The sequence below is a fragment of the Arthrobacter sp. Helios genome, from assembly GCF_023167125.1.
GTDB lineage: Bacteria > Actinomycetota > Actinomycetes > Actinomycetales > Micrococcaceae > Arthrobacter_B > Arthrobacter_B luteolus.
In genome coordinates this window covers 1,922,001-1,946,964 of the sequence record NZ_CP095402.1, presented here as the reverse complement: position 1 = coordinate 1,946,964, position 24,964 = coordinate 1,922,001, and the positions used below count along the sequence as shown (strand labels likewise).

Annotated in this window: 19 protein-coding genes; 5 read left to right on the top strand and 14 right to left on the bottom strand. The window is 65.2% G+C overall.

Annotated elements, in window-relative coordinates:
* Positions 1-4: 4 nt before the first annotated feature.
* The 5 genes from ArtHe_RS08725 to ArtHe_RS08705 form a co-directional block, all read right to left on the bottom strand.
* Positions 5-949 (bottom strand): serine/threonine-protein kinase, encoded by a 945-nt coding sequence (locus tag ArtHe_RS08725; RefSeq protein ID WP_248319617.1) that lies wholly within the window; start codon positions 947-949, stop codon positions 5-7.
* Positions 950-1,138: 189 nt separating this feature from the next.
* On the bottom strand, positions 1,139-1,954 hold the full coding sequence (locus tag ArtHe_RS08720; RefSeq protein WP_248319616.1) for an alpha/beta fold hydrolase: 816 nt from the start codon (positions 1,952-1,954) through the stop codon (positions 1,139-1,141).
* On the bottom strand, positions 1,954-2,283 hold the full coding sequence (locus ArtHe_RS08715) for a biotin/lipoyl-containing protein (RefSeq protein ID WP_248319615.1): 330 nt from the start codon (positions 2,281-2,283) through the stop codon (positions 1,954-1,956). Before ArtHe_RS08715 ends, ArtHe_RS08720 begins: the two co-directional genes overlap by 1 nt.
* Entirely contained in the window at positions 2,276-3,292 is a 1,017-nt protein-coding gene (locus ArtHe_RS08710) for an alpha-ketoacid dehydrogenase subunit beta (RefSeq protein ID WP_248319727.1), read from the bottom strand. Before ArtHe_RS08710 ends, ArtHe_RS08715 begins: the two co-directional genes overlap by 8 nt.
* A 25-nt stretch (positions 3,293-3,317) precedes the next feature.
* Positions 3,318-4,352, bottom strand: a complete 1,035-nt coding sequence (locus ArtHe_RS08705) for a thiamine pyrophosphate-dependent enzyme (protein ID WP_248319614.1) — start codon at positions 4,350-4,352, stop codon at positions 3,318-3,320.
* Between the two features lie 805 nt (positions 4,353-5,157).
* On the opposite strand from ArtHe_RS08705, the gene ArtHe_RS08700 reads away from it, so the two are divergent.
* From ArtHe_RS08700 to ArtHe_RS08685, 4 genes are all read left to right on the top strand, one after another.
* On the top strand, positions 5,158-5,658 hold the full coding sequence (locus ArtHe_RS08700; RefSeq protein WP_248319613.1) for an Lrp/AsnC family transcriptional regulator: 501 nt from the start codon (positions 5,158-5,160) through the stop codon (positions 5,656-5,658).
* A gap of 55 nt (positions 5,659-5,713) precedes the next feature.
* Complete coding sequence (locus ArtHe_RS08695; RefSeq protein ID WP_248319612.1) at positions 5,714-6,421, top strand: NUDIX domain-containing protein; 708 nt, start codon at positions 5,714-5,716, stop codon at positions 6,419-6,421.
* Positions 6,422-6,525: 104 nt separating this feature from the next.
* Positions 6,526-7,923 (top strand): M20/M25/M40 family metallo-hydrolase, encoded by a 1,398-nt coding sequence (locus tag ArtHe_RS08690; RefSeq protein WP_248319611.1) that lies wholly within the window; start codon positions 6,526-6,528, stop codon positions 7,921-7,923.
* A complete protein-coding gene (locus ArtHe_RS08685) occupies positions 7,923-9,401 on the top strand; it encodes an MFS transporter (RefSeq protein WP_248319610.1) in 1,479 nt (492 codons plus the stop codon). The genes ArtHe_RS08690 and ArtHe_RS08685 overlap by 1 nt, the downstream gene beginning before the upstream one ends.
* On the opposite strand, the gene ArtHe_RS08680 is transcribed toward ArtHe_RS08685, so the two are convergent.
* The 6 genes from ArtHe_RS08680 to ArtHe_RS08655 form a co-directional block, all read right to left on the bottom strand.
* Positions 9,367-10,287 (bottom strand): oxidoreductase, encoded by a 921-nt coding sequence (locus ArtHe_RS08680; RefSeq protein ID WP_248319609.1) that lies wholly within the window; start codon positions 10,285-10,287, stop codon positions 9,367-9,369. The genes ArtHe_RS08685 and ArtHe_RS08680 overlap by 35 nt on opposite strands.
* Positions 10,284-10,766, bottom strand: a complete 483-nt coding sequence (locus ArtHe_RS08675; RefSeq protein ID WP_248319608.1) for a MarR family winged helix-turn-helix transcriptional regulator — start codon at positions 10,764-10,766, stop codon at positions 10,284-10,286. Before ArtHe_RS08675 ends, ArtHe_RS08680 begins: the two co-directional genes overlap by 4 nt.
* 4 nt (positions 10,767-10,770) lie before the next feature.
* On the bottom strand, positions 10,771-11,880 hold the full coding sequence (locus tag ArtHe_RS08670; RefSeq protein WP_248319607.1) for an LLM class flavin-dependent oxidoreductase: 1,110 nt from the start codon (positions 11,878-11,880) through the stop codon (positions 10,771-10,773).
* A gap of 144 nt (positions 11,881-12,024) precedes the next feature.
* A complete protein-coding gene (locus ArtHe_RS08665) occupies positions 12,025-15,156 on the bottom strand; it encodes an efflux RND transporter permease subunit (protein WP_248319606.1) in 3,132 nt (1,043 codons plus the stop codon).
* 132 nt (positions 15,157-15,288) lie between these two features.
* On the bottom strand, positions 15,289-16,785 hold the full coding sequence (locus ArtHe_RS08660; protein ID WP_248319605.1) for a malate:quinone oxidoreductase: 1,497 nt from the start codon (positions 16,783-16,785) through the stop codon (positions 15,289-15,291).
* Between the two features lie 107 nt (positions 16,786-16,892).
* Positions 16,893-18,563 carry an ABC transporter substrate-binding protein gene (locus tag ArtHe_RS08655; protein WP_248319604.1) on the bottom strand — a complete coding sequence of 557 codons (1,671 nt, stop codon included), beginning with the start codon at positions 18,561-18,563 and terminating at the stop codon, positions 16,893-16,895.
* Between the two features lie 132 nt (positions 18,564-18,695).
* Between ArtHe_RS08655 and ArtHe_RS08650 the strand changes: the two genes are divergently transcribed.
* Entirely contained in the window at positions 18,696-20,462 is a 1,767-nt protein-coding gene (locus ArtHe_RS08650; RefSeq protein ID WP_248319603.1) for an ABC transporter ATP-binding protein, read from the top strand.
* Between the two features lie 122 nt (positions 20,463-20,584).
* Here ArtHe_RS08650 and ArtHe_RS08645 read toward each other — a convergent pair whose 3' ends face one another.
* The 3 genes from ArtHe_RS08645 to ArtHe_RS08635 all read right to left on the bottom strand — a co-directional run bounded on the left by ArtHe_RS08645 (position 20,585) and on the right by ArtHe_RS08635 (position 24,241).
* The gene (locus ArtHe_RS08645; RefSeq protein ID WP_248319602.1) at positions 20,585-21,526 is read right to left on the bottom strand and encodes an ABC transporter permease; all 942 of its coding nucleotides are present in this window, start codon (positions 21,524-21,526) and stop codon (positions 20,585-20,587) included.
* On the bottom strand, positions 21,523-22,527 hold the full coding sequence (locus ArtHe_RS08640) for an ABC transporter permease (RefSeq protein WP_248319601.1): 1,005 nt from the start codon (positions 22,525-22,527) through the stop codon (positions 21,523-21,525). Before ArtHe_RS08640 ends, ArtHe_RS08645 begins: the two co-directional genes overlap by 4 nt.
* 94 nt (positions 22,528-22,621) lie before the next feature.
* The gene (locus ArtHe_RS08635; RefSeq protein WP_248319725.1) at positions 22,622-24,241 is read right to left on the bottom strand and encodes an ABC transporter substrate-binding protein; all 1,620 of its coding nucleotides are present in this window, start codon (positions 24,239-24,241) and stop codon (positions 22,622-22,624) included.
* Between the last annotated feature and the right edge of the window lie 723 nt (positions 24,242-24,964).

The following is a 24,964-nucleotide window of genomic DNA, read 5'->3' as shown; positions in this document are numbered from 1 at the left end:
CTGCCTAACCCAGGCTGGGTGCGTGGTCCGGCGGAAGCGGGATGTAGATATTACCGGTGGTGATGCCACCGGTGCTGGCTTCCTCGTCCTCCTGGACTGCTGCGTCTTCGACTGCCAGAGCAACATCGGGTTCGGCCGCCAGCAGGCGCAGTGCCGCCGCCGCATCCTGCGCTGCCGGGCGGACGTCAGGAAGCCGCGCCGTCATGGCGCGCAGCAAATCCGTCCAGTCCTCGCCGAGGGCAGCTGGTACCTCGGGATCCCGGAGCAGGCGGGCGACCGCCGCTTCCACGATGGGGCCGGGGAAGGCCTTTTCTCCGGTCAGCGATTCGAGGAGTACCAGGCCCAGCGAATAGACATCCGTTGAGGGCTGGACCGCTCCGCCCTGGGCCTGCTCCGGGCTGAGGTAATTCGCGGTGCCGATGGTCGCGCCGTGTGCGGTAGCCACCGTGGCTTCCACCATGCGGGCAATGCCGAAATCCGTGAGTTTGGGGTACAGCCGTGAATCGTGGTCCTGCGGGTAGAGCAGGATGTTGGCCGGCTTCACATCGCGGTGGATGACCCCCTGGGAATGCACATAGGCAAGTGCATCGGCCAGGTCGGCGCCGAGCGATGCGACAGAGACCGGGGGCAGCGGACCCGATTTGAGGGTGCGGCGCAGATCCGGCCCGTCCACCAGTTCCATCACGAGGTAGCTCAGTACGTGGCCGTCCTCGTCGTGGTGCACGCCGGCGTCGAGGAGCGTGACCAGCCCCGGATGGTTAAGCGTCGCCAGGAGCAGCGTTTCGGTGTGCTGCCGGCGGTAGTCGTCGTCTTCCTGCACAGTGGGCCGAAACAGCTTCACGGCAACTTCGCGTCCCAGGTTCTCATCCGTTGCGCGGTGTACGGATGCAGCGCCGCCGGTGCCGATGAGCTCGGTAATGCGGTAGCGCTGCCCCAGGAATAGGTCCAACGGCGTCCTCACTTATGGGTGGACTGCAGCACAAAAACTGCAGCAGAAACATGCGGGGGAAATGGTAAAGGCAAAAATCGAAAGCACGCTTAGTAATTGTTTAAGTGAACTGACTAATCGATCTTAGCCTGTATCTCCCTGCAGGCCCCCATTTGCGGCCGGCCGTGACCAAGTCTTGACCTGCGGGTCCTAGGCGGAAACAGAGGTGTCCGGACCGAGGAACTCCACCGCAGCGCTCTTAAAGGCCCGCGAGGTCACCGCGTTAGAGTGGCTCCGGCCCGGCAGCAGAAGCAGGTCCGCCCGTCCGCTGAGTTCTGCCAGCCGTGGAGCGGTGGCGGCCAGCGCATCCTTGTCCCCGGCGACCAGCAGCAGCGGCATGGCGGGAATCGCATCCCCGGGCCGGAACGGCTCCTGTTTGATCGCTTCGATCAGTGTGAACAAGGCCTCGAGGTTATTGGACGGAACCAGGGTGGCCATCCGCAGCAGGTCCGCGCTGACCGGATCGGGGATGGGTGTCCCCTCGGCAAGCGAGGCACGTGCACCCGCCAGGTCAAAGCCGGCCAGCGGATCCCCGGTGCCCGGGCCGCCCAGAACCATCCGGTGCACATAGGCCGGAGCTTCTGCCCCGAATTCCCATGCCAGCCGGGAACCGAGAGAGTAGCCAACAACGTCGACGCCGGAGGAGTCATCACCTGCCGTCAGCGGACGGACCCCGTTGGTGATGAGCAGCTGCAGGAGATCGGCCCTGATCCGGCTGGGCCGGTAGCTGTCCCTGGCCGCCGGAGCAGGGCTGCGCCCATGGCCCGGAAGATCGACGGCGATCACCCGCCTTCCAGCCCCGGTAAGGGCTGGGATCCAGCCGGTGGACTGCCAGTTCATTTCCGTCGAGGAGGCAAAACCATGCAGCAGCAGGATGGGCCGCAGTCCTGCGTTCGTTCCCTCTGCTGGATCATGGACCTCGAGGTGCAGTGCCACCTCCGTGCCGTCGAGGGTCTCCGCCGTCATCAGTCCTCGTCCAGGACGGCGGAAAGCCGGACCCGGCGGCGTGCCGGGGCTTCCTCGGGAACGGTGCCGACAATGCCCGCGGTGTTATCCGGAACCTCGAACACCACCAGCGGCTCACCGACGTTGATTTTTTCGCCCGGTTCGCCGTAAATGCGGGCTACGATCCCGGCCTGCGGGGAGGGAAGCTCGACGGCGGATTTGGAGGTTTCCACCTCCACCAGCGGCTGGTTGCGCTCAATCTGGTCGCCCGGGGCCACCAGCCACTCGAGGACTGTTGCTTCAATCAGGCCTTCGCCGAGGTCGGGCAGGGGAAAGGAAATTTCAGCCACGCCGGTACTCCAATACTCGCTGGATCCCAAAGAGGATGCGGTCAATGTTCGGGATGTATTCGTCTTCGAGGTCACCTGAGGGATACGGTACGTCGAATCCGGTGACCCGTTCCACCGGAGCGCGCAGTGTGTCAAAGCACCGCTGGGTGATGAGGGCGGCGACTTCCGCGCCAAGGCCTGCGGTCAGCGGAGCTTCATGGACCACCACGGCGCGCCTGGTCCGGCTGACCGAAGCCGCCAGCCCCTCGGCGTCGATCGGCTTGAGCCAGCGCAGGTCCAGGACTTCGATGTCGATTCCGTCTTCGGCCGCAAGCTCGGCCACCTGCAGGCAGCGGGCCACCATGGCGCCCCACGCGACGAGGGTCAGGTGCTTTCCGGGCCGGGCCACCTTGGATCCCAGCGGTGAGCCGGAATCCGCGAAGTTAACGGAGTCTTTCTGCCAGTAGCGGGACTTCGGTTCCATGAAGACCACCGGATCCTGGGCCGCTGCAGAATATTTCAGCAGGTGGTAGGCCTCGTGCGGGCTCGACGGCGAGACGACCTTCAGCCCCGGAACATGCGCGAACAGCGCTTCGAGCGACTCGCCGTGGTGTTCGGGTGCACGGATGCCGCCGAAGCTGGGCACGCGCAGGGTCACCGGCATCGGCATGGTGCCGCGGCTGCGATAGTTCATGCGGGCGAGCTGCGTGATGATCTGGTTGACGGCAGGGTAGGCGAAGCCATCGAACTGGACTTCGGGAATGGGGTGGAAGCCGGCCATCGCCAGTCCCACGGACATGCCCAGGATCCCGGACTCCGCCAGCGGGGTGTCGAAGACCCGATCAGCGCCGAAGCGCTTCTGGAGACCGTCGGTGATGCGGAAGACGCCGCCGAGCCGGCCGACGTCCTCCCCGAGCACCACGGCTTTTGGATCCTCGGCCAGGATCTCGGCCAGGGCGCGGTTCAGCGCCGCCTGCATGGAAATTGTTTCGACGGCAGCGGACTCAGGGGCGGGACTTGCTCCGTCCATGAGCCGGGCTCCTTCGGTCAGTTGGCTAGACATGCTCGGATTCCTCCCGCCAGGCGCGTGCCTGGGCCTTCAATGCGTCAGTGGGTTCTGCGAAGACGAAATCGAACATTTCCGTCCCCGGCCGGGACCCGAGGGCCTGGACGCCTTCACGGACGGTCTCGGTGTGTGCCTTGGCTTCGGCCGCAGCAGCGTCCAGGAACTCCTGGGTACCTGCTCCGGTTGCCAGGACGAGTTCGGCAAGCCGCGGAACCGGATCGGTGCCGGCGTCGCGGCGCTCCTCGTCGAGGCTCCGGTAGCGGCCGGGATCATCACTGGTGGAGTGGGGGCCGCGGCGGTAAGTCATGGCTTCAATCAGTACCGGTCCCCTGCCGGCGCGGGCATGGTCCCGTGCACTGCGGGTGGCGCGGACGACGGCGGCGGCATCGTTGCCGTCCACGGTCACCGATGCCATTCCGTATCCGGCGGCACGGGCCGCCACAGTGCCTCCGGCAACCTGCTCTTCGGTGGGCAGCGAGATCGCCCATCCGTTGTTCTGCACGAAGAAGATCACGGGAGCTTTCAGGACCCCGGCGAAGTTCATCGCCTCGTGGATGTCGCCCTGTGAACTGGCACCGTCACCGAAGTAGGTGATGGCAACGGGGAGGTCCGCTCCGGGCTCGGCAGAGAGCCGGGCTCCGTGCGCCCAGCCGACGGCGTGCAGCACCGAACCGCCGACGACAGCTTGGATAGGCGCCAGCCGGGTTTCGACCGGGTTGTACAGTCCGCCGTGCCAGCTGGCTTTGTGGGTGGACATGTACTCGACCATGTCCACGCCCAGGGCCAGGGCGACGCCCATTTCGCGGTAGGTCGGAAACAGGAAGTCCCTGGCCGGATCCATGGCAAAGGCGCTGCCCACCTGGGCCGCTTCCTGCCCCAGCTCCGGTGCGTAGCCCGGAATAATGCCCTGGCGCTGCCAGGCGACGGCGGCCAGGTCCAGTTCCCGGGTGGCGCTCACCAGCGAATAGAGCCGGCGGAGTTCCTCGTGCGTGAGCTCGGGAGTGCTCGTGGTGTCTAGGTCCATGAGGCGAAAGTAACCGCTGTCACGTAGCCGAGGCAATCAGAGATGTTGCCGCTGAACATACTGTGCATGTTGTGCCCTATAAATGCCAACTACCTGGACAAAGTGTTCAGGTTTTCCCCAAACCACTGTTCAGAGGGTGCAGTGCGGACCGCGAAGGGTGGCCACAGGTGCTGCCGGTGGGGTTGTTGAGGTTAAGCGGAAACCGGTTCCACGGGGCGGATTTTGCGGGCCGGACTGGCATTTATTTTATTTCCCGGTATGGTCTGAAAGTATCCACTGGTTGAGTGACACAGGAGTGTAAATTGTCTGGAAAATCACCGCAAGGATCCGACGCCAAAAAACCCGGCAAGTCGATCAAGGAGAAGCGGGCCGAGAAACGGGCCAAGTCAGCAGCCGACACTGAGCTCGTGCCCAGGAAGCGCAAGGGACAGTAGCACACCAGGCGGCAGGCCTCCGAGGCTAGCCGTCTGGAGTGATGGCCCGGAAGAGAAACCCGGCAAGGTTTTACGGGAATTACATATCCGTAAAAATCTGACGGCGGGTTTTTCTTTCTGCGGGTTTTTGCCTGAAAACCGTTTGGTAAAACGGCAAGGTTGCCTGCCGGGTTTTTTCTGCCGTTTTATTCCTCGGAAATGATCTAAATACGGCCGCCCCCGCTGGTTTTCCGGCGGGGGCGTTTGCCGTGGCGCGCTGAGCGCTGTGCCGGTTCTGCGGATAGAGTTCCGGATGAGGGCCAGCGCACCTGAGCCCTCCGGCCCGGATCGGTTCGTCGGGCTGCCGGTTGCGGTTCCACGGAAAGGTTGCCATGGCGACGGATCAGCTCGATGCCAGGATCGTCTCCCTTTTTACCGACGACCCCCGCATGTCTGTGCTGGAGGCATCACGAAAGCTGAAAGTCGCCAGGGCAACCGTGCAGGCGCGGCTGGACCGGATGCAGCGCACCGGAGTGATAGCCGGGTGGGGGCCGAGGCTTGACCCTGCTGCACTGGGGTACGACGTCATTGCCTACTGCTCGCTGACTATCCGCCAGGACCTGGGCCACGACGCAGTGGTGGCGGCCCTGGCGGAAATCCCGGAAATCCAGGAAGCGCACACGGTGTCAGGTGAAAGCGACCTGATCGCGCGGGTGGCTGCCCGCTCCAACTCGGACCTGCAGCGGGTCATCGACTCCATGGTCGCTACCGGAACGGTCCTTCGGTCCTCCTCCGTCATTGTGCTCAACACCCATTTTGAAGGGCGCATGCTTCCGCTGCTGCACGCCGCGGCCGGTCTCGAGGCGCAGGAAAGCCCGGGCCAAAGCGCGTAGCGTGGAGTTGAAGCTGCACTGACTGCCACATAAGTTCAAGGAAGGGCCTGCGGGGATGACTCCGAAGTACGCCAACGTCTCCGAGCGGGAGCTGGAGCCGCCGTCACTGGCCATTTCGACTGTGATTTTCGCGCTGCGCCCCGACCCGGACACCGGCAGGCTGGTCCTGTGGCTTCCCCTGGTCCGGCGTATCCGCCAGCCGTACCGTGATCTGTGGGCGCTGCCCGGTGGACCGCTGCGGCCCACCGAATCGCTGCAGGACGCTGCTGCCCGGAACCTGCAGGACACCACCGGATTGTCGCCGCGCTATCTCGAACAGCTCTATGCCTTCGGCGGCCCGGACCGGTCGCCCACGCCGCGGGTTGTCTCGATTGTTTACTGGGCACTCGTCCAGCCTGATGAGGCGGTGCTTGCCCGCCAGGATGAGAATGTGGACTGGTTCCGCGCCGACGCCGTCGGAACCCTCGCCTTCGACCACAACCGGATCATCGAGTACGCTCTCTGGCGGCTGCGCAACAAGATGGAGTACGGCTCCATCGCCTACGCCTTCCTGGGCCCCACCTTCACGCTGGCGCAGGTCCGTGAGGTCTACGAAGCCGTCCTCGGACGGGAACTGGACCCGGCGAATTTCCGCCGCCAGCTGCAGGCAACCCAGGACATTGAGCGGACCGATTCCTTCCTGCAGGGCGGCCGGCACCGGCCACCCCGGCTCTACCGCTATACCGGGCCGGAGCTGCAGCCGGACGCCTTCCCTCCCGCCTGATCCGCCCGGCGCGAAGCCGCGCCGTCGTTTAGCGGAACGAACCGGAGGGCGCCGCACCCGCCCGCAGTGCCCGAACGGGTTGTGGCGGTGATTACACTCATCCCATGCCTACGACTGCCCCTGCTGACGCCGAGCCGCTGCCCCGGACCCCGGAGGAGGCCGCGGCCTCCCGGCTGGCGCAGCTGATCACCTGCCGGACCGTCTCATCCCGGGATCCGGAAGACGTTGATCCCAGTGAGTTTGCCCGGTTCAGACGCCTGCTGGCAGAGCTGTATCCACTGGTGCATGCGGCACTGGAGTTTGAGCAGGTCAACGGCGGCGGTTTGCTGTACCGCTGGGCCGGGCGGGCAGGCTCCTCCGGCCCGGCCGTCCCGCCGGCACCAATAGTGCTGATGGCGCACTACGACGTCGTTCCGGTCGAGGACGAGGACACCTGGGACCATCCGCCCTTCGCCGGGGTCATCGAAGGCGGCTACATCCACGGGCGTGGGGCGCTGGATGACAAGGGTGCCCTGGCGGCCATCCTGGAGGCAGCCGAAGCGCTGCTGCGGGAGGGCTTTGTTCCTGAGCGGGACGTTTACCTCAGCTTCGGCGACAACGAGGAAACCGCAGGCGACACCGCAGCCGCGATCGCGGAGACCCTCGCGGTCCGCGGGGTGCGGCCCTGGCTGGTCCTGGACGAAGGCGGCGCTGTGGCAGCGCAGGCCTTTCCCTTCGTGAACCGGCCGGTCGCAGTCGTCGGTGTCTCCGAAAAGGGAATCCTCGACGTCGAGCTGTCCGTGGAAGACCCCGGCGGACACGCGTCCACACCCAGCCGCAGGGGCGCCACCAGCAGGCTCGCCCGCGCCGTCGTGCGCCTGGACAACCGGCCGTTCCCGGCATCGCTGCACCCGGTCACCGTCGAAATGCTGGGCCGGCTTTCCACGGGTTCCTCCTTGCTGCCCAGGCTCCTGTTCGCGCGGGCCGGCACCCTGCGGCGTCCGCTGACGCGCGTGTTCGGTGCTCTGGGCGGCGAACCTAACGCCCTCACCCGCACCACCGTAGCGGTGACGCGGCTGCAGGGGTCCAAAGCCTCCAACGTACTGGCAACGCGGGCAAGCGCCACCGCTAATATCCGCATCGCCCCGGGGGAGTCCATCGGCTCCGTCCTGGACCGGCTCCGGCGCACCATCCGGGACCGGAAAGTCTCCCTCCGCGTGATCGAAGGAACCGAGCCGTCTCCGGTGTCATCCACCACCAATCCGCAGTTCGCTCTGCTGGAAGAGGTGATCGGGGAGATCTTCCCGGATGCCATCACTGCCCCGTACATCATGCTCGGCGGCACCGATTCCCGCCGCTTCACCACCATCTGCGGCGCCGTCTACCGCTTCGCTCCGTTCCGGATGGACAAAGCGGCCCGCGCGTCCATCCACGCGGACAACGAAAAGCTCGCCGTAAAGTCCTTCGGTGAGGGGATTCTCTTCTATCGCCGGCTCCTGCAGGGACTTGGGACGGCGGCCTGATGCGCGCGCTGGGGCCGGTTGTCCTCTTCCTGGTGCTGGTGGAAATCACCAGCGGCATCCTGCAGGGCTACTACACGCCGATCCTCACAGACATTGCCCGAGGGCTGGGCATCGCCGACGGAGACGTCAACTGGTTCGAAGCTGCACAGCTGATGTTCAGCGCCCTGGCCGTTCCGGTCCTGGCGCGGCTGGGAGACATCTACGGGCACAAACGGATCCTGCTCGTCTCCACCGTGCTCACCGCTGCCGCGTCCTGGGGTGTGGCGTTCGCCCCCGATTTCTGGACCTTCCTGGCGGCTTGGTCGCTGCAGGGCTTCTATGTGGTCTGGCTGCCGTTGGAAGTGGCCCTCATCTTTGCCCGGGCTGCGTCGTCGCCGAACCGGGCGGCCCTGACCCGAAAGGCTGCCGGGCTGCTGGTGGGCGGGCTGCAGTTTGGAGTAATCGCCGGGGCGCTCGCAGCCGGAGCCCTGGTGGAGATTTTCGACGGCGATCTGCGCCTGACACTGATGGTCCCGGCGGCAGCTGCCACGCTGTGCATCTTCGCCGTCTGGTTCGGCGTTCCGGAGTCTGCAGCCCGGGCGGGCGGCACCGTGGATATCAAGGGATTCGTGCTGCTGGCTGTTGGGCTGCTGCTGCTCACCTCCGGTCTCACCTTCCTGCGCATCAACGGCGTGGAAACCTGGTGGGTGTGGCTGGTGCTTGCAGCGGGACTCGCGGCTTTCGTGCCCTTTGTCCGCTACCAGCTGGGGCTGGCCGAGCCGCTGGTCGATATCAGGATGCTGTGCGCTCCGGCCATGTGGCCGGTGCAGCTGACCGCTGGCCTGTTCGGCATATCGGTGCTGGGAGCTCAGGCACCCATGTCCACCTTTGCGCGGACGAACCCGGATCTGCACGGCTACGGGCTGGGTCTGGAAGCGGGGTCGGTGTCGCTGATTATCGGCGCCTACGTCCTGTCAGTGCTCGCAGGCGCCCTGCTGTTCCCGCTGGTTGCCCGGCTTTCAACTCCCCGGATTACGCTGAGCGGTGCCGCCGCCGTCGTCGGTATCGGGTATGGGATGTTCCTTCCCTTCCACGATTCCCTGGCCCAGACCCTGACGAACATGGTGGTGGCCGGACTTGGCTCCGGGGCGCTCGTGGCGGCGCTGCCCTCCGCCGCTGCGGCCGCGGCACCGCTGAACCGCACCGGCATGGCTACTGGGCTGACCAACACCACCAAGACGATCGGCGGATCCTTCGCCTCGGCCGTCTTCGGGATTGCGCTGCTCAGCGCCGCGGGGGAGTCCCTGGGCGGGATTACGGGCGCCGCCACAGCCGCCCCGCTGGCCGGATACCTGACGGTGTGGATTGTCTGTTCAGTGACGGCTTTCGCAGCGGCACTTGCGTTGCTGCTGGTTCCGCGCCTGGCCTTCGCGGACCCGCCGCTGGCCTCAGGCGCGGAGACAGCTATGCCGGCGCCTGAAGATACCGCACCCCGGTGAGCCCGCAGCTGGCGTCCCACAGCCGTGTTCCGGTTTCCCGGTCGAGGGCCCGCGGCGCGGGACGGATCCGCACCGGAGATCCGCGCAGCTGCAGCCGGCCGGACGGTGCATAGCACTCTCCCTGTGCAACCTCCGGAGCCAGCGCAGCGTGCAGCACCGGCAGGGCGCCCAGTCCGGCCGGCTGCACCAGAGCCCTGAACAGGCCACCCAGCAGGTCTGCAGCGGCGTACCTGCCGGTCAGGAAATTGGTATCCGTGAGGCCGGGGTGGGCTCCCAACGCGGTCACTGGCAGGCCCTCCGCCGCCAGCCGGCGGCCCAGTTCCGCCGTGAAAACCAGATTGGCGAGTTTGCTCATGAAATACCGATGCCAGGGCCGGTAGCTGCGTACGGCGGACAGATCCGTGAAATCAATCCGCCCGTAGCGGTGGGACACACTGGAAACCGTCACCACGCGGGCAGCGGATGCGGCAGCCAACCGGGGCAGCAGGAGCCCGGTCAGGGCGAAATGACCCAGATGATGCACTCCAAACTGCAGTTCGAAGCCGTCGCTGGTCTCGCGGCGGACTCTCGAAAAACGGCCGGCATTGTTGATCAGCAGGTCCAGAGGCCCGGTGATGGTTGAGGCAAAGCTGCGGATGGAACGCAGGGAAGCGAGGTCCAGCACCCCCGGCCGCACCTGGTTGTTTCCGGCTTCTGCCCGGAGGGCTTCAGCGGCCCGGTAGCCGCGGCCGGTATCCCGGCAGGCGAGCACCACAGCGGCGCCGTCCCGCGCCAGGGCCCGGGAGACTGCCAGCCCGATACCGCTGTTGGCTCCGGTGACCACCGCCGTCATACCTAAGAGCTCCCGCTGGACGGGAGCCGCACGGTACGACGGCGGTTCAGTCATGCCGGTCCGGGTTTGCCGTCCGAGTTGAGGCTGTCGAGCAGCTTGTCGGTCAGGGCCTTCAGGTCACTGAGTTCCTGGGGGGTCAGGGCCGGGGCCAGCAGGTCGTGGATGCCCCGGACATGAATCCGGCCCAGGCGCTTCTGCACCGCCCGGCCTTCCTCAGTCAGGGACAGCTCCACGCCCCGCTGGTCATTCTGGGCCGGACGGCGGCAGACCAAACCCTTGTTCTCCAGCCGGTCCATCATCCGGCTCAGGCTTGGCTGGCTGATCAGGAGGTGTTCGTTGAGCTCGTTCAGCCTGGTCCATCCGCCGGGGCACCGGCTGAGGTTAAACAGCACGTCGTACTCGCGCATGGTGAGTTCCTTGAACTCCCGGTCACGCTGGAGCCTCCGCATTACGCCGACCTGGGCCCGGAAGAGTGATTCCCAGGTTTCGGCTGTCTGTTTGACGGGAGTTGACCCGCTGTTCTCCGAACTCATCCCTTTAGCCTACTGAAGAAGATGCGCTCTGTGTGGCGGCACTGGCGCGAGCCGCAACCCGGTCCGCGTGGGTGGGTCCGTCGGGTACGTGTGCCGGACGGCGGGAATCGAGCTCGCGGCGGAGTTCCGGCAGGACGTACTCACCAAAGAGATCCAGCTGCTCCAGCACGGTCTTGAGCGGCAGGCCGGCATGGTCAATCAGGAAAAGCTGGCGCTGGTAGTCGCCGAAGTACTCCTGGAAAGTCAGGGTCTTTTCCAGCACTTCCTGGGGGCTGCCGACGGTCAGGGGAGTCTGCGCGGTGAAGTCCTCCATCGAGGGGCCGTGGCCGTAGACCGGAGCGTTGTCGAAGTACGGCCGGAATTCGTTCACGGCATCCTGGGAGTTCTTCCGCATAAAGAACTGTCCGCCCAGCCCCACGATGGCCTGGTCCGCTGAACCGTGGCCGTAGTGCTCGTAGCGTTCCCGGTAGAGGCCGATCAGCTGCATGTAGTGCTCCTTCGGCCAGAAGATGTTGTTGGCGAAGAATCCGTCACCGAAGTAGGCAGCAATCTCTGCAACCTGCGGTGTGCGGATGGAGCCGTGCCAGACGAACGGGGCGACGCCGTCGAGCGGCCGCGGTGTGGCGGTGAAGTTGTGCAGCGGGGTGCGGAATTTACCTTCCCAGTTCACTGTCTCCTTGTCCCAGAGCTGGCGGAGCAGGTTGTAGTTCTCCACGGTCAGGTCAACCGAGTCCTGGATGTTCTTTCCGAACCAGGGGTAAACGGGGGCGGTGTTGCCGCGGCCCAGGACCAGGTCGGTGCGGCCGCCGGAGAGGTGCTGCAGCATAGCGAAGTCTTCCGCGATCTTCACCGGATCGTTGGTGGTGATCAGGGTGGTGGTGGTGGACAGGATGATGCGTTCTGTCTGCGCCGCGATGTAACCCAGCAGCGTGGTGGGTGAAGATGCATAGAACGGCGGGTTGTGGTGCTCGCCGGTGGCATAGACGTCCATGCCGATCTCTTCGACCTTCTTGGCTATCGCTACGGCAGCCTGGATGCGCTCGCCTTCGGTGGGCATCCGTCCCGTGACGGGGTCCCGGGTGATGTCGCTGACGCTGAATACGCCGATCTGCATGGTGGCCTCCTGTTGCCTGGCTGGTCCTGTTTCGCCGGTGGACGGAGAAACGGGAGATATATGCATTTGCATCTAATGACAGGATACAACAGAGTACCGGCCAGGAACATTCCTTCCGGACGAATCAGCCTCGGGGTAACCTGCTCAGCCGCCGGCTTCCGCGGTGCGGCGGGCAGATTCTTCCTTCGCCAGGGCACGGCGTTCCCTGGGTCCTTCAACCAGCTGGTACAGGACCGGGACCAGGACCAGGGTGAGCAGGGTGGAACTCACCAAACCGCCGACGACGACGATCGCCAGCGGGCGGGATATGAAACCGCCTTCGCCGGTGACCCCCAGGGCCATCGGGGTCAGCGCAAAGATGGTCGCCAGCGCTGTCATCAGGATCGGCCGCAGCCGCTGCCGCGCCCCCCGCAGGATTGCGTCCCGCACGCTCATGCCGGGTTCGCCGCCGCGGGGCCTGCGGTACTGGTTGATCAGGTCCATGAGCACAATGGCGTTCGTCACCACGATGCCCACCAGCATCAGCATCCCTACGAGCGAAGGAAGGCCCAGCGGCACGTTGGCGATCAGCAGAAGAAGGATCGCTCCGGTCGCAGCGAACGGAATGGAGACCAGCAGGATCAGCGGCTGCACCAGGGACTTGAAGGTCGCCACCATGATCACGTACACAATCGCGATCGCCGCCAGCAGGGCCCAGCCGAGCTGGGTGAAGGATTCGTTCTGCTGGGTGGCGGCACCGCTCAGCGTCGCGGTGACGGTGGGCGGCAGCTCGACGTTGGCGAGCTCGGCCTGGACCTCGGCGATCGCACCGCCAAGGTTGTCACCGGCCGGGGTCACCGATACGACGGCGGTGCGTTCGCCTCCGGAGGAGGACACCGTGGTGGGGACGCTGGTTTCCTCCACGATGGCCAGATCGCTCAGAGGTACCGGCCCCGTGGCCGTCGGCACAATAATCCCGGCGAGCTGCTCCGTGGTGGTGACCTCGGTGCCTTCACCGATCAGGACCGGGAAGTCATCGGTGCCCAGCCGGACTGTGCCGGCCGGCAGCGGGCTCAGGGTGGAGGCGAGAATCCCCGCCACCTGCTGCTCATCCAGGCCCGCCGCGACGGCTTTCGCCCGGTCGATGGTCACCTGGACCACCGGTTCCGAGGAGGCCAGGTTCGACGTCGCTTCGGAGACACCGGGAAGCGTGGACATGGCTTCAACCAGGGCATCCGAGGCGGGCTGCAGCTCGGCCGGGTCACCGGCTGAGATCTCGATGTCCACCGTATTGGACGTGCCGAACCCGCCGCCCTGGGTGCCCAGGGACACGGTGCCGGACTCATCGCCAAGATCTTCCAGCTCGCGGCGGACGGTTTCGCGGAGCGCTACCTGGTCCACGCCCTGATCGGTGATCACCGTGAAGTTGGCGACCGACGCCCCGCCGGCGCTGAACGCGGCAATACCGGAGGTGGAGGTGCCCATGGTGACCTGGACGTCCTTCACTCCGTCGGTCCCGGCCAGGAGGTCTTCCACCGCGGCAGCGGCTTCTGAGGTGGTCTCCAGCGAGCTGCCCGGCGGGAGCTCCTGCCGGACGCTGAAGGTGTTCTGCCCCGTATCGCCCAGCAGGTTCGTCTGCAGCAGCGGCGTCATCGCCACGGTTCCGGCCAGGACCAGGGCGCCGGCCAGCAGGGTGTACACCGGATGCCGCTGCGTGCCGCGCAGGATCGGCAGGTAGCCGCGCTGCAGGAAGGTGGACTGCTCCCGGCGTTCGGCCTCGGCACGGTAGCCCTTCGGATCGCTGACCGGCTTGGGAGACTTCAGGAACCAGTAGGCCAGCACCGGCACAATCGTCAGCGAGACCAGCAGCGACGCCAGCAGCGCCAACGACGTGGTGACGGCAAAGGGGCGGAAGAGCTCCCCGGCCAGCCCGCCCACCAGGGCGATCGGAGCGAAGACAGCCACCGTCGTCAGGGTGGAAGCCGTCACCGCTCCGGCGACTTCACGGATGGCGGTGAGGATGGCCGTGCGTTTCTCCTCGCCGTACCCCAGGTGGCGCTTGATGTTCTCAATCACCACGATCGAATCGTCGACCACCCGGCCGATCGCGATGGTCAGTGCGCCCAGGGTCAGGATGTTCAAGGAGTAGCCAAACGCCAGCAGCCCGATGAACGTGACCAGCAGCGACAGTGGAATTGACACCGCCGTGACCAGGGTGGACCGGATGGACAGCAGGAACACCAGAATCACCAGGACGGCAAAGCCCAGGCCCAGCAGGCCTTCGGTAGTCAGGTCGGAGATGGACTTTTCGATGAAGGGGGCCTGGTCAAAGATCACCGTGAACTTTGCTCCGTTGCCCAGTTCGTCCTGGAGCGAGGGCAGCAGGTCCATCACTTCGTGGGAAATCCCCACGGTGTCACCCGCCGGTGTTTTCGTGATCGAGATGGCGAGGGTGGCCTCGCCGTTCGTACGGGTGATCGAGGTCTGTTCGTCGTCGGTGATTTCCACAGTGGCTACGTCGCCGATAACCGGCGGTTCTGCACCGGGAGAGGTGTCCTCCGTTTCCAGTGGCAGCGCTGAGATCTTCTCCAGGGAATCCAGCGGGCTGCCCACCTGGATCGAGAGGGTGCGGGTGTCCTCCTGCACTGTTCCGGCCGGGATGAGGGCGCCGCTGTTCTCCAGTGCCGCGGAAATGGCCGACGGCGTGACGCCCAGCGCCGCCATCGCGGCGTCGTCGGGCAGCACGGCAATGTGCCGTTCAGAGCCTCCGGTGACCTCTGCCGTGCGGACTCCCTCGATCTTCTGCAGCCGCGGCACGGTGAGCCGCTGCAGGTCAGCGCTGAGCTCGCTCAGCGGCTGGTCGCTGGAAACCGCCAGATAAACAATGGGGAAGTCACTGATGCTGCCGGCGAGCGACTGCGGGTTCGTGTCTTCGGGCAGGGACTGCCGGGCATTGGAAATGGCCCGGTCCACCTGGCCACGGGCCCGGTCCAGATCGGTGCCGTAGGCGAAGGTCAGGGTGATCGCTGAAATGGAGGTCCGGGAGGTTGCGGAGGAGGACTCCAGGCCTTCGACGGCGGTCAGTGCCGCTTCCAGCGGTTCGCTCACCTGCTTGTCCACAACTTCGGGGGAGGCTCCCGGCAGCGCGGTAATCACGCTGATCTGGGGGAACTCCAGGGCAGGTATCAGTTCCTGTTTCAGCGAGTTCAGCGAGATCACACCGAAGACGGCAACGAAAACCGTGATGAGGGCGATCAGGGCCCGGTTGGAGAGGGAGAGCTTGGCCAGACGATCCATGTACCTGCCTTTTGACGTAGACGGAATCATCATACGTGCGCTCCCGGGCGGCCCGGCCGCAAACGGGCGTTAACGTGCTGTGCCCCGGACCGCATGTGGCAGTCCGGGGCACAGCTTCCTTGCGCGGGCCGGCTAGCCCAGCTTCAGGACGCGGTTTGCCTCGGCATCGATCTCTTCGGCGAGGGACTCGTTCTCGTTCAGCTTGACGCCGTAGCCCGGGATCATTTCCTTGATCTTCGGCTCCCAGCCGGCGAATTCGCCGGGGAAGCAGCGTTTCATGAGGTTGATCATGATCGGGGTGGCGGTGGAGGCGCCCGGGGAGGCTCCGAGCAGGGCGCCGATGGACCCGTCCGCCGAGGTGATGAGCTCGGTGCCGAACTGCAGCACCCCGCCGCTCTTCGGGTCCTTCTTAATGACCTGGACCCGCTGGCCGGCCGTGATGAGGTCCCAGCCTTCAGTGGTCGCTTCGGGGTAGAACTCGCGCAGCGCCTTGGTTTTGCCTTCGCGGGACTTGAGGACCTCAGTGACGAGGTACTTCACCAGGGACATGTTGTCCTTGGCGACGGCCAGCATGGGCACCAGGTTGTGCGGGCGGACGGACAGAGGCAGGTCCAGGAACGAACCGCCCTTGAGGAACTTGGGGGAGAAACCGCCATACGGGCCAAACAGCAGGGACTTCTTGCCGTCCACGAAGCGGGTGTCCAGGTGCGGGACCGACATGGGCGGGGCACCCACCGAGGCCTGGCCGTAGACCTTGGCATTGTGCTGGGCGATGATTTTCTCGTCAGTGGAGCGCAGGAACTGGCCGGACACCGGGAAGCCGCCGAAGCCCTTGCCCTCCGGAATGCCGGAGCGCTGCAGCAGGTGCAGGGCGCCGCCGCCGCCGCCGATGAAGACGAACTTTGCCGAAACCGTGCGGGTAGTTTTCGTGGCGCGGTTGCGGACGGTGACGTCCCAGCCGCCGTTGGAGGCGCGCGTCACGTTGGTGACTTCATGGCCGAAGTGCAGGTCCGCCCCGTTGGCGCCGAGGTAGTTGATCAGTTCGCGGGTGAGCGCGCCGAAGTCCACGTCCGTGCCGCCGGCGACACGGGAAGCTGCGACCCGCTGCCCGGCGTCGCGGCCCTGCATCAGCAGGGGGGCCCACTCGGCAATCTTGCTGTGGTCCTCGCTGAACTCCATGGACTTGAACAGCGGCTGGGCGCTGAGCGATTCATAGCGCCTGCGCAGGTATTCGGCGTGTGCGTCGCCCCAGACAAAGCTCATGTGGGGGAGCGGATTGATAAAACCGCCGGAGATGTGGCCCTGGTCCACCATATGTGACCAGAACTGACGGGAGACCTGGAACTGCTCGTTGATGCCGACTGCCTTGGCCGGGTCAACCGTTCCGTCCGGTCCGGCCGGGCTGTAATTGAGTTCGCACAGGGCGGCATGGCCGGTGCCCGCGTTGTTCCACGGGTCCGAGCTTTCGGTGCCGGCACGGTCCATGCGCTCGAAGAGGGAAATGCTCCAATCGGGAGCCAGCTGCTTCAGGAACGCTCCGAGAGTCGCGCTCATGACGCCGCCGCCGATCAGCAGTACGTCAGTTTTTGTTGCGGACTTCTCCGCCGGGCTATCAGCAGTCAACTTCATATCTCCAGTCACGTGGACGCTAGCCTAAGAAGCGTATCCCCCGCAGCGCGCTTACTAAAATTCCTTGCGCTCTGTAGACACGGGACACGCCATTAAGGTGCCCCACACTAGTTGGTGAGCCGGACCTTATTAAAGACCTCGTTGAGGACGGGAGAGGTTGGGTACTGGGCAACCCGCGGTGAAACCGTGAGCGTCGAGATGGGGTAGGCCAGCGGAATGGCCGGCACGCGCGTGGAGATGCGGTCCGAAATGGAGCGGTAGGCCTCGGAGCGTTCCTCGTCTGCCGGCAGCGTGCGGGCCCGGTCGATTTTGGTGAACAACTGCGGATCGTCGTAGGCGAACTCTTCGCTGTAGGCCCCAAACAGGGTTCCCACGAAGTTGTCGGCGTCCATGTAGCTGCCGCTGAGACCGGAGAGATGAAGCGCGCGGTCGCCCTTGCGGGAGATCTGCTCCAGGTAGCCGTCTGACCATTCGACGGGAACGGGCCGGATGTTCAGCCCCGCCGCCGTGAGCTGCCGGCTCAGCTCGGCGTAGACCTTCTCCGGGTTCGGGAGGTAGGCGCGGGTGACCCTGCGCGGGTAGTAGAACGGCAGCTCTTCGCCGGCATAGCCGGCTTCCGCCAGGAGCTCCTTGGCACGCTCGACGTTGTGGCCGTAGTTGGTCACGTTATCTGACCTCAGCCCCAGCTTTTCCGGAATGAACTGGTTGGCGGACTTTGTGCCGCTCAGGAACAGATCTTCGAGCAGGGCCGGTTTGTCCACGGCGTGCGCAATGGCCTGGCGCATCTTCGGTTCGTCGAGGCCGGGGAAGTTCTGGTTAATGCCCAGGTAAAGAATGGAATAGGGGTCGCGCTGCAGAATCTGCATGCCGGCGCGCGCCAGTTCTCCGACGTCGGAGACTGTCACCAGGTCATAGCCGTCCACCTCACCGTTCTTCAGGGCACGCAACCTGCTTTCCGGACTGGTGATGGTGCGGAAGACCAGCTCGCCGATCTCTCCCCTGTCGCCCCAGTAGTCCGGGTTGGAGGCCAGCAGCACTTCATCTTCGGCCCAGCTGGTGAGGGTAAACGGTCCTGTGCCGACCGGGTGCTGCGCGTAGGCGGAGATCCGGGTTCCGTTGCGGTCCTCGGAAAGCGTGTCAGCGCGTCCGTCGGCCAGGGCACGGGGAGAGGAGATGCCGAACTCAGGTGAGGCAAGTGCGGGAATGAGGCCGGTCAGCCTGGTGGTCAGTTCCAGCCGGACGGTGTACTCGTCCACCGCGGTGCAGGATTTGTAGGCGGAAGCGTCCGGCGTGTCGGCGAAGCCTTTGAAGACGGAGCGGAAGGTCAGCACCTCGGAGCCCCGGACCGCGGCCGGCAGGTTGTACCAGCGTTCAAAGTTAGTGCAGACGGCCGCCGCGTTGAAGGGCTCACCGTCGTGGAAGGTCACGCCCTGCCGGAGCGTGAATTCATAGATCCGTCCGTCCTCGGACTCGGTCCAGGCCTCCGCCAGCAGCGGTACGGGGGCAGACGTCACGGGATCCACGCCCACCAGGGTTTCCAGGATCTGGCGCGTGATCCGGTGGGATTCCGTGTCGACGGCGAGGAACGGGTCCAGCCCGGCGGGGCGGGCAGCAGTCGCAAAGGTGAATGACGCCGTGGGCTCGGTGGACGGCGACGGCGAGGGGGAGGGGCTGGCTGGCTCCTCATCGGGGCGGGCGGCCGTGCAGCCTGCCAGGGCAAGGGCTGCGGCAATGGCTCCGGCCTTGATCACGGAGCGCCGTGTGGCGGATTGGGTCACAGCTGTTTGGTTCTCCTCCGGGACGCACCATCCCTGCCGGCTGGGTGAATTTCTAAGTCTAAATGATAAAAAACCGGTAAAGGCGGGTGAGAGTTACCTCACAACTGCGCTTTGGTAAGGCAGGATATGGAAATGACTGAAACCAGCCCTGAATCTCCGTTGCTCGAAGTGACCGATCTCGCCGTTGGCTTCCAGACGATGGACGGCCAGGTGCAGGCGGTGCGCAAGGCAGGGTTCAGCCTCGGCGCCGGACAGACCCTGGCGATCGTGGGGGAATCCGGATCCGGAAAGTCCACCACGGCGATGGCCGTGATCGGCCTGCTGCCGGGCAACGGCAAAGTGACGGCCGGGAGCATCCGTTTCGACGGCAGGGAACTGGTTGGCCTGGCCGAGTCCAAGATGCGTGCCATCCGCGGCCGTTCGATCGGGCTGGTGCCGCAGGACCCCATGTCCAACCTGAACCCGGTCACCAAGGTTGGCACCCAGGTTGCTGAGACCCTGCTGGTCCACGGTATGGCCACTTCCAAAGACGTGGACCGGAAGGTTGTGGAGGTCCTGACTGCAGCGGGGCTGCCGGACGCCGCCGAGCGCGCCAAGCAGTATCCGCACGAATTCTCCGGCGGGATGCGCCAGCGTGCGCTCATCGCCATCGGCCTCGCGTGCCGGCCAAGGCTGCTGATCGCCGATGAACCCACCAGTGCCCTGGACGTCACGGTCCAGCGGACCATTCTGGACCAGATTGGCCGCATGACCGACGAACTTGGCACGAGCGTCCTGCTGATCACCCACGACCTTGGACTGGCCGCCGAGCGCGCCTCGGAGCTGGTGGTGATGCACCGGGGCGAGGTCGTGGAGACAGGCCCCGCCCGGCAGCTGCTGGAGGACCCGCAGCACCCCTACACCCAGTCTCTGGTCCGGGCGGCTCCCAGCGTCGCCGCGGTCCGGCTCAGTCCCGGTGCGTTTGCGGCGCCGGCGTCACAGCGCCTGCACCTGGCCGAAACCGGATCTGGCTCCAGCGGCGCCGAATCTGCCGGCTCAGCTTTGGCTGTGGCAACTGAATCAGGTCCGGAAGGGGAGCGGACGGAGACGTACGCCAAAACGCCCAACATCGTTGAGATCCGGGACCTGAACAAGGTCTACAAGATCCGTGGCAAAGCCGGTGACTTCCATGCGGTCCGAAATGTCAGCCTGGAAATCCCCCGCGGCCGGACGGTGGCAATCGTCGGCGAGTCAGGTTCGGGGAAAACCACCACCGCCAGGATGCTCCTGAAACTGATCACCCCGACCAGCGGCACCATGACGTTCGACGGCGTAGACATCGCGTCGCTGGAGAAGAAGACACTGCGCAGCTTCCGCCAGCGGGTGCAGCCCATTTTCCAGGACCCGTATTCGTCCCTGGACCCGATGTTCACCATTGAGCGGATCCTGGAGGAACCGCTCAAGACCTACAAACGCGGCGACCGCGCTGAACGGGCTGCCCGGGTCCGGGAGCTGATGGAGCAGGTGGCGCTGCCGGCATCGATGCTGCGGCGGTACCCGGCTGAACTCTCCGGCGGGCAGCGCCAGCGCGTGGCCATTGCCCGGGCGCTCGCCTTGAACCCGGAACTGATCGTCTGCGACGAGCCCGTGTCTGCGCTTGACGTGCTGGTGCAGGCCCAGATCCTGAAACTGCTCGGCGATCTGCAGCGGGACCTCGGACTGAGCTACCTCTTTATTTCCCACGACCTCGCCGTGGTCCGGCTGATCTCGGACTATGTCTGCGTGATGAAGGACGGGGAGCTGGTTGAGGCGGCGTCGTCCGAGGAAGTGTTCCAGAACCCCCGGCACCCTTACACACGGAAGCTGCTTGCCTCAATACCGGGCAACGAACTGAACATCGACGGCGAACTCGCCTCCTAACCGAAGCGGTCCTGCCTCCACCGCCATCTCTCCGGAGTACAGTTCCGCTAGCCGTGCTGTACACAAAGGGCCGGGCCCGCTCCGTGGGGAGCGGGCCCGGCCCTTTGTGTACAGCAGCGCGGTTATTTGCGCCTGGTCTTGGGGTCCAGGGCTTCACGCAGGGACTCGCCCAGCAGGGTGAATCCAAGAGCCGTGATGGCGATGCAGATACCGGGCAGGAACGCCAGCTGCGGCGCCACTGCCAGTTCGTTCTGCGCGTAGGTAAGCATCCGGCCCCATTCGGCGCTCTCCGGACGTCCGCCGCCGAGTCCCAGGAAGGACAGGGCAGCGGCGTCGATCACGGCGGTGGCCAGGGTCAGGGTGGCTTGGACAATCACCGGACCAACACTGTTGGGCAGCAGATGGCTCATGGTGATGGTCCGGGTACTCAGTCCCAGTGCCTGCGCGGACAGGACGTAGTCTGCTCCGCGCTGGCTGATCATGGAGGAACGCAGGAGCCTGGCGAAGATCGGCACCTGCGATACACCGATGGCAATCATCACCGCGGAAGGTGTCTGCCCGAGGACCGCCGCAATGCTCACTGCCAGCAGCAGGTTGGGCACTGAAAGCAGGATGTCCACAAAGCGCATGATGACGTTGTCGACCCAGCCGCCGAACCCGCCGGCGATCACACCGAGCAGCATGCCTCCCAGCAGGCCGAGGGCCGTGGAGATGACGCCGATCAGGAGCGAAGCGCGTGCTCCCCAGATGAGTTTGGAAAGGACGTCGCCGCCGAACCGGTCCAGGCCGAGGGGATAACCCTCGATATCCCCGGGGCCGGGAATCGACGTCGGCGTGATCTCGGTGCGGCCGGGCAGTTCCTCGCCCCCGTAGGGAGCCAGAATCGGTGCGAAGATGGCCACCAGGATGAACAGGCCAACGATTACGGCGCCTGCGATTGCCGCCGGGTTGCGGCGCAGCCGCCGGAAGGCGTCCTGCCACATGCCGCTCCCGCGCGTGTCCGGAGCTGACGGCTCATCCGGCCGGACGGCTCCGCCGGCAGGAGGGGGAAGAACTGTACTCATTGCACCCTCACCCTCGGGTCGATGAAGCCGTAGGAGACGTCAACCAGCAGGTTGATCAGTGAATACGCCACGGCGATGAAAATGATGAAGCCCTGCAGCACGGGATAGTCCAGGTTGAAGATGGCATCCCGCAGGAATCTGCCCACCCCGCTGAACGCGAAGACTGTTTCCGTCAGCACCGCCCCTGAAATGAGGAGCCCGGTCTGCAGGCCGATCGTCGTGGTGACGGGAAGCATGGCGTTGCGGAGCACGAACCGGTTGCGGATGGTCCGTTCCATCAGGCCCTTGGCCCGGGCGGTGCGGACGTAGTCTGCCCCCTGGACTTCCAGGACCGAGGCACGCGTAATGCGCACGATGATGGCCAGCGGAATGGTGCCCAGGGCGATGCCGGGAAGCAACAGGTGCATCAGGGCATCCCAGGCCGCGTCCCATTCCCTGGTCAGTAACCCGTCCAGGACGTAGAAGTCCGTCACATGGGTAGCGTTGATCCGCGGATCCTGCCGGCCGTCTGTGGGGAAGAGGGGGATCTGGATGGCCAGGAGCCATTTGAGAATGAAAGCCAGGAAGAAGACAGGCACGGTGATGCCGATCAGGGACAGCACCACGGAGGAGTGGTCCCAGAACCGGCCGTAGTGCCTGGCTGCCATGTAGCCCAGGGGAATGCCGATGCCGATCGCGAAGATGAGGGCAACGGCGGCGAGTTCCAGTGTGGCAGGGAACCGGGTGGCGAACTCTTCCAGAACGGGCCGGCCGGTCACTGTGGACGTGCCGAAGTCGCCCTGGAGGAGCTTTCCGACGTAGGTGAAGTACTGCTCGATGAGCGGGCGGTCGAAGCCGTAGGCTTCGTTGATCCTGGCGATGGCCTCGGGTGTGGCCTTGTCTCCCAGGAGGGCGGTTGCTGGGCCGCCGGGAAGGCTGCGGACCCAAATGAACAGAAGGATGGACAAGCCGATCAGGGTCGGGATCAGCATTAACAGGCGCTTGCCGATAACTCGCAGCACGAGTGTCCTTTCTCAGCCGGTTGCGTGGCTGCGGAAAAGGTAAGGACAGAACGGACCGGGACCCAGCTGAGCTGGATCCCGGCCCGTTTAGCCGCTACTTGTTGAGCTTGATCTGGTTGAACACTTCGTCATTCACGGGGGAAGCCGGGTAGGAATCCACGCGGTCTGAGAAAGCGAGCGACGGTGCCGGGTGTGCCAGCGGTACGGCCGGCACGTACTTGGCGATGTCGTCGTTGATCTTCTCGTACATCGGAGTCTGCTCGTCCAGGCTGCTCACCTGACGGGCTGCTTCGAGCTGGTCGAAGATTTCCGGGTTGGTGAAGCCGAATTCGGGCTTCTCCTGCCCGAAGAACACGCCTACGAAGTTGTCCGTGTCGTTGTAGTCGCCGGTCCAGCCCAGCAGATGAATGCCGTGGTCTTCGGTGGCCTGCACGCGGTCAAGGTAGTCGGGGGACCACTTGCTCGGCTGCGGGTTGACCTTGATGCCCACTTCCTCCAGCTGTGCGGAGATGTTGGAGAACACCTGCTCAGGAGTCGGCATGTACGGGCGGGAAACGCCGGTCGGGTAGTTGAAGTCCACCGTGAAGCCATCCGGGTAGCCGGCCTCGGCCAGCAGTGCCTTTGCCTTCTCCGGGTCGTACTCATACGTGGTGACGTCTTCGTTGTAGCCGTTGACTACGTCCGGAATGAACTGCGTGGCCACCTTGGTGCCTTCAGGAAGGGTCTGGTTGACCAGCGCTTCCTTGTCGATTGCGTGGGCGATTGCCTGTCGGACCAGCGGGTCGGCAAGCTGCTCGACCTTCTGGTTCATGCCCAGGTAAAGGATGGTGAAGGGATCACGGGGAATGACCTTGAAGCCGGCGTCGGCCAGGGCCTGGGTGTCGGCCGGAGCCACCAGATCGTAACCGTCGATGTCCCCGGACTGCAGGGACTGGCGGCGGGAGTTCGGATCATCGATCACCCGGAAAATGATGTCAGTGACCTGTCCCTGCTCACCCCAGTAGTCGGCGTTGGCCGAGAGGGTGATCTGGTTGCCGACTTCCCAGCCGTCGAACTTGAACGGACCGGTGCCGGTGGGGTGCTCCTTGGCATATGCGGTAAGGGTGGGTGCCTCAGCGGTGCCGGAGGCCTCGTCGGCGCCGAACTCCTCCATGGCGGAGGGGCTCTGCATGGAGAATGCGGGGAGCGAGAGGGCAGCGATGAACCCGGCGAACGGCTTGGCCAGAGTAACTACTGCCTCATTCTCTCCGGTGGCCTCGCAGGACTCATAGGTTGCGGTCTCGGGGGTATCAGCGAATCCCTTGAAGAGCTTGCCGTAGTAGTAGGCGAGGCTCTCGGCCTGCTGGATGCCGGTGAAGTTATACCAGCGGTCGAAGTTGGCGCAGACAGCTTCTCCATTGAAGGGCGTGCCGTCGTGGAAGGTGACGCCTTCCTCAAGCGCGAAGGTGTAGGTCAGGGCATCCTCGGAGGTCTCCCAGGACTTGGCCAGCAGCGGCGCCGGGTCTGCGGTACCGGGCTCCACACCTACGAGGCCCTCAAAGATCTGGCGGCTGACGCGGAAGGACTCGCCGTCGGACGCGAAGGCCGGATCCAGGGTTTTGGGATCCGAGGATGCGGCGAAGACGAACGTGCCGTCGACTTCCGAGGCTGTGGCGCCGTCGTCAGCGGCGTCGCGGTTGCTTTGGGCGCAGCCGGAGAGCACGAGTGCGCTCATGGCCAGCCCGGCGGTCAGGGCAGCTGCCCGTTTCCGGGTGGACCTGCTGAGAGTGAATCTGCCAGCAAGGGTCATTGTTATCTCCTCTGGGGCGGTGAATCCGGACAGCGTGCTGGCCGGCGGGTGTGGTGTGGCGTAGAACACAAACGTAATGTCAGAGCCTAATGGCACGTTGCCGGTGGTTTGGGACGCTAAGCAGGTCCGGCGCGGTCACAATTCGGTTAAGCCCACCCGGCCCCGGAGGGCTGCCATCGCAGCTTTTGTGTGGACACTGCCAGCCGCCCGCCGTAGCTTCGAAGGGTGAGATCCACTCCATCTGGTGCACCTTCGCCCGCCGGTGCCGCGCTCGCGGCCCTGGCCGCCGGAGCCGCTGCCGGCCTGGCGGCAGCGGCAGCCGCAGTGGTGCTCCGCAGGATGCTTCGGCATCCGGTCATAACCTCAGCGGTTCCGGGACCGGAGCAGCCGGGTACCGCGGGCGGGCCCGGTAACGGTAATCCGGCACCGGTAACCGCCGTCAAGGATGCGGGCGAACCCCTGCCAGGCTGGAAAGAGGTCTTTCCTGCTGTCCGGGCGGCGCCGGTTGAGGCGGTGGAGGTCACTCCATTGGATGCTCCGTCCGGCATCCCGCTACGCACATGGCTGGTGCAGGACGGCCCTGAATGGGAAGGCGAACCGGGGGAGTTTATGATTCCACGGCCGGATCCGCGTCCGGGCGGGAGGAGC

Bases quoted from the DNA above. Each gene is read 5' to 3' on its own strand.
- ArtHe_RS08720 (WP_248319616.1), bottom strand. From the start codon at position 1,954: ATGACGGCGGAGACCCTCGACGGCACGGAGGTGGCACTGCACCTCGAG.
- ArtHe_RS08710 (WP_248319727.1), bottom strand. From the start codon at position 3,292: ATGGACGGAGCAAGTCCCGCCCCTGAGTCCGCTGCCGTCGAAACAATT.
- ArtHe_RS08705 (WP_248319614.1), bottom strand. From the start codon at position 4,352: ATGGACCTAGACACCACGAGCACTCCCGAGCTCACGCACGAGGAACTC.
- ArtHe_RS08700 (WP_248319613.1), top strand. From the start codon at position 5,158: ATGGCGACGGATCAGCTCGATGCCAGGATCGTCTCCCTTTTTACCGAC.
- ArtHe_RS08695 (WP_248319612.1), top strand. From the start codon at position 5,714: ATGACTCCGAAGTACGCCAACGTCTCCGAGCGGGAGCTGGAGCCGCCG.
- ArtHe_RS08690 (WP_248319611.1), top strand. From the start codon at position 6,526: ATGCCTACGACTGCCCCTGCTGACGCCGAGCCGCTGCCCCGGACCCCG.
- ArtHe_RS08685 (WP_248319610.1), top strand. From the start codon at position 7,923: ATGCGCGCGCTGGGGCCGGTTGTCCTCTTCCTGGTGCTGGTGGAAATC.
- ArtHe_RS08680 (WP_248319609.1), bottom strand. From the start codon at position 10,287: ATGACTGAACCGCCGTCGTACCGTGCGGCTCCCGTCCAGCGGGAGCTC.
- ArtHe_RS08675 (WP_248319608.1), bottom strand. From the start codon at position 10,766: ATGAGTTCGGAGAACAGCGGGTCAACTCCCGTCAAACAGACAGCCGAA.
- ArtHe_RS08670 (WP_248319607.1), bottom strand. From the start codon at position 11,880: ATGCAGATCGGCGTATTCAGCGTCAGCGACATCACCCGGGACCCCGTC.
- ArtHe_RS08665 (WP_248319606.1), bottom strand. From the start codon at position 15,156: ATGGATCGTCTGGCCAAGCTCTCCCTCTCCAACCGGGCCCTGATCGCC.
- ArtHe_RS08660 (WP_248319605.1), bottom strand. From the start codon at position 16,785: ATGAAGTTGACTGCTGATAGCCCGGCGGAGAAGTCCGCAACAAAAACT.
- ArtHe_RS08650 (WP_248319603.1), top strand. From the start codon at position 18,696: ATGACTGAAACCAGCCCTGAATCTCCGTTGCTCGAAGTGACCGATCTC.
- ArtHe_RS08645 (WP_248319602.1), bottom strand. From the start codon at position 21,526: ATGAGTACAGTTCTTCCCCCTCCTGCCGGCGGAGCCGTCCGGCCGGAT.
- ArtHe_RS08635 (WP_248319725.1), bottom strand. From the start codon at position 24,241: ATGAGCGCACTCGTGCTCTCCGGCTGCGCCCAAAGCAACCGCGACGCC.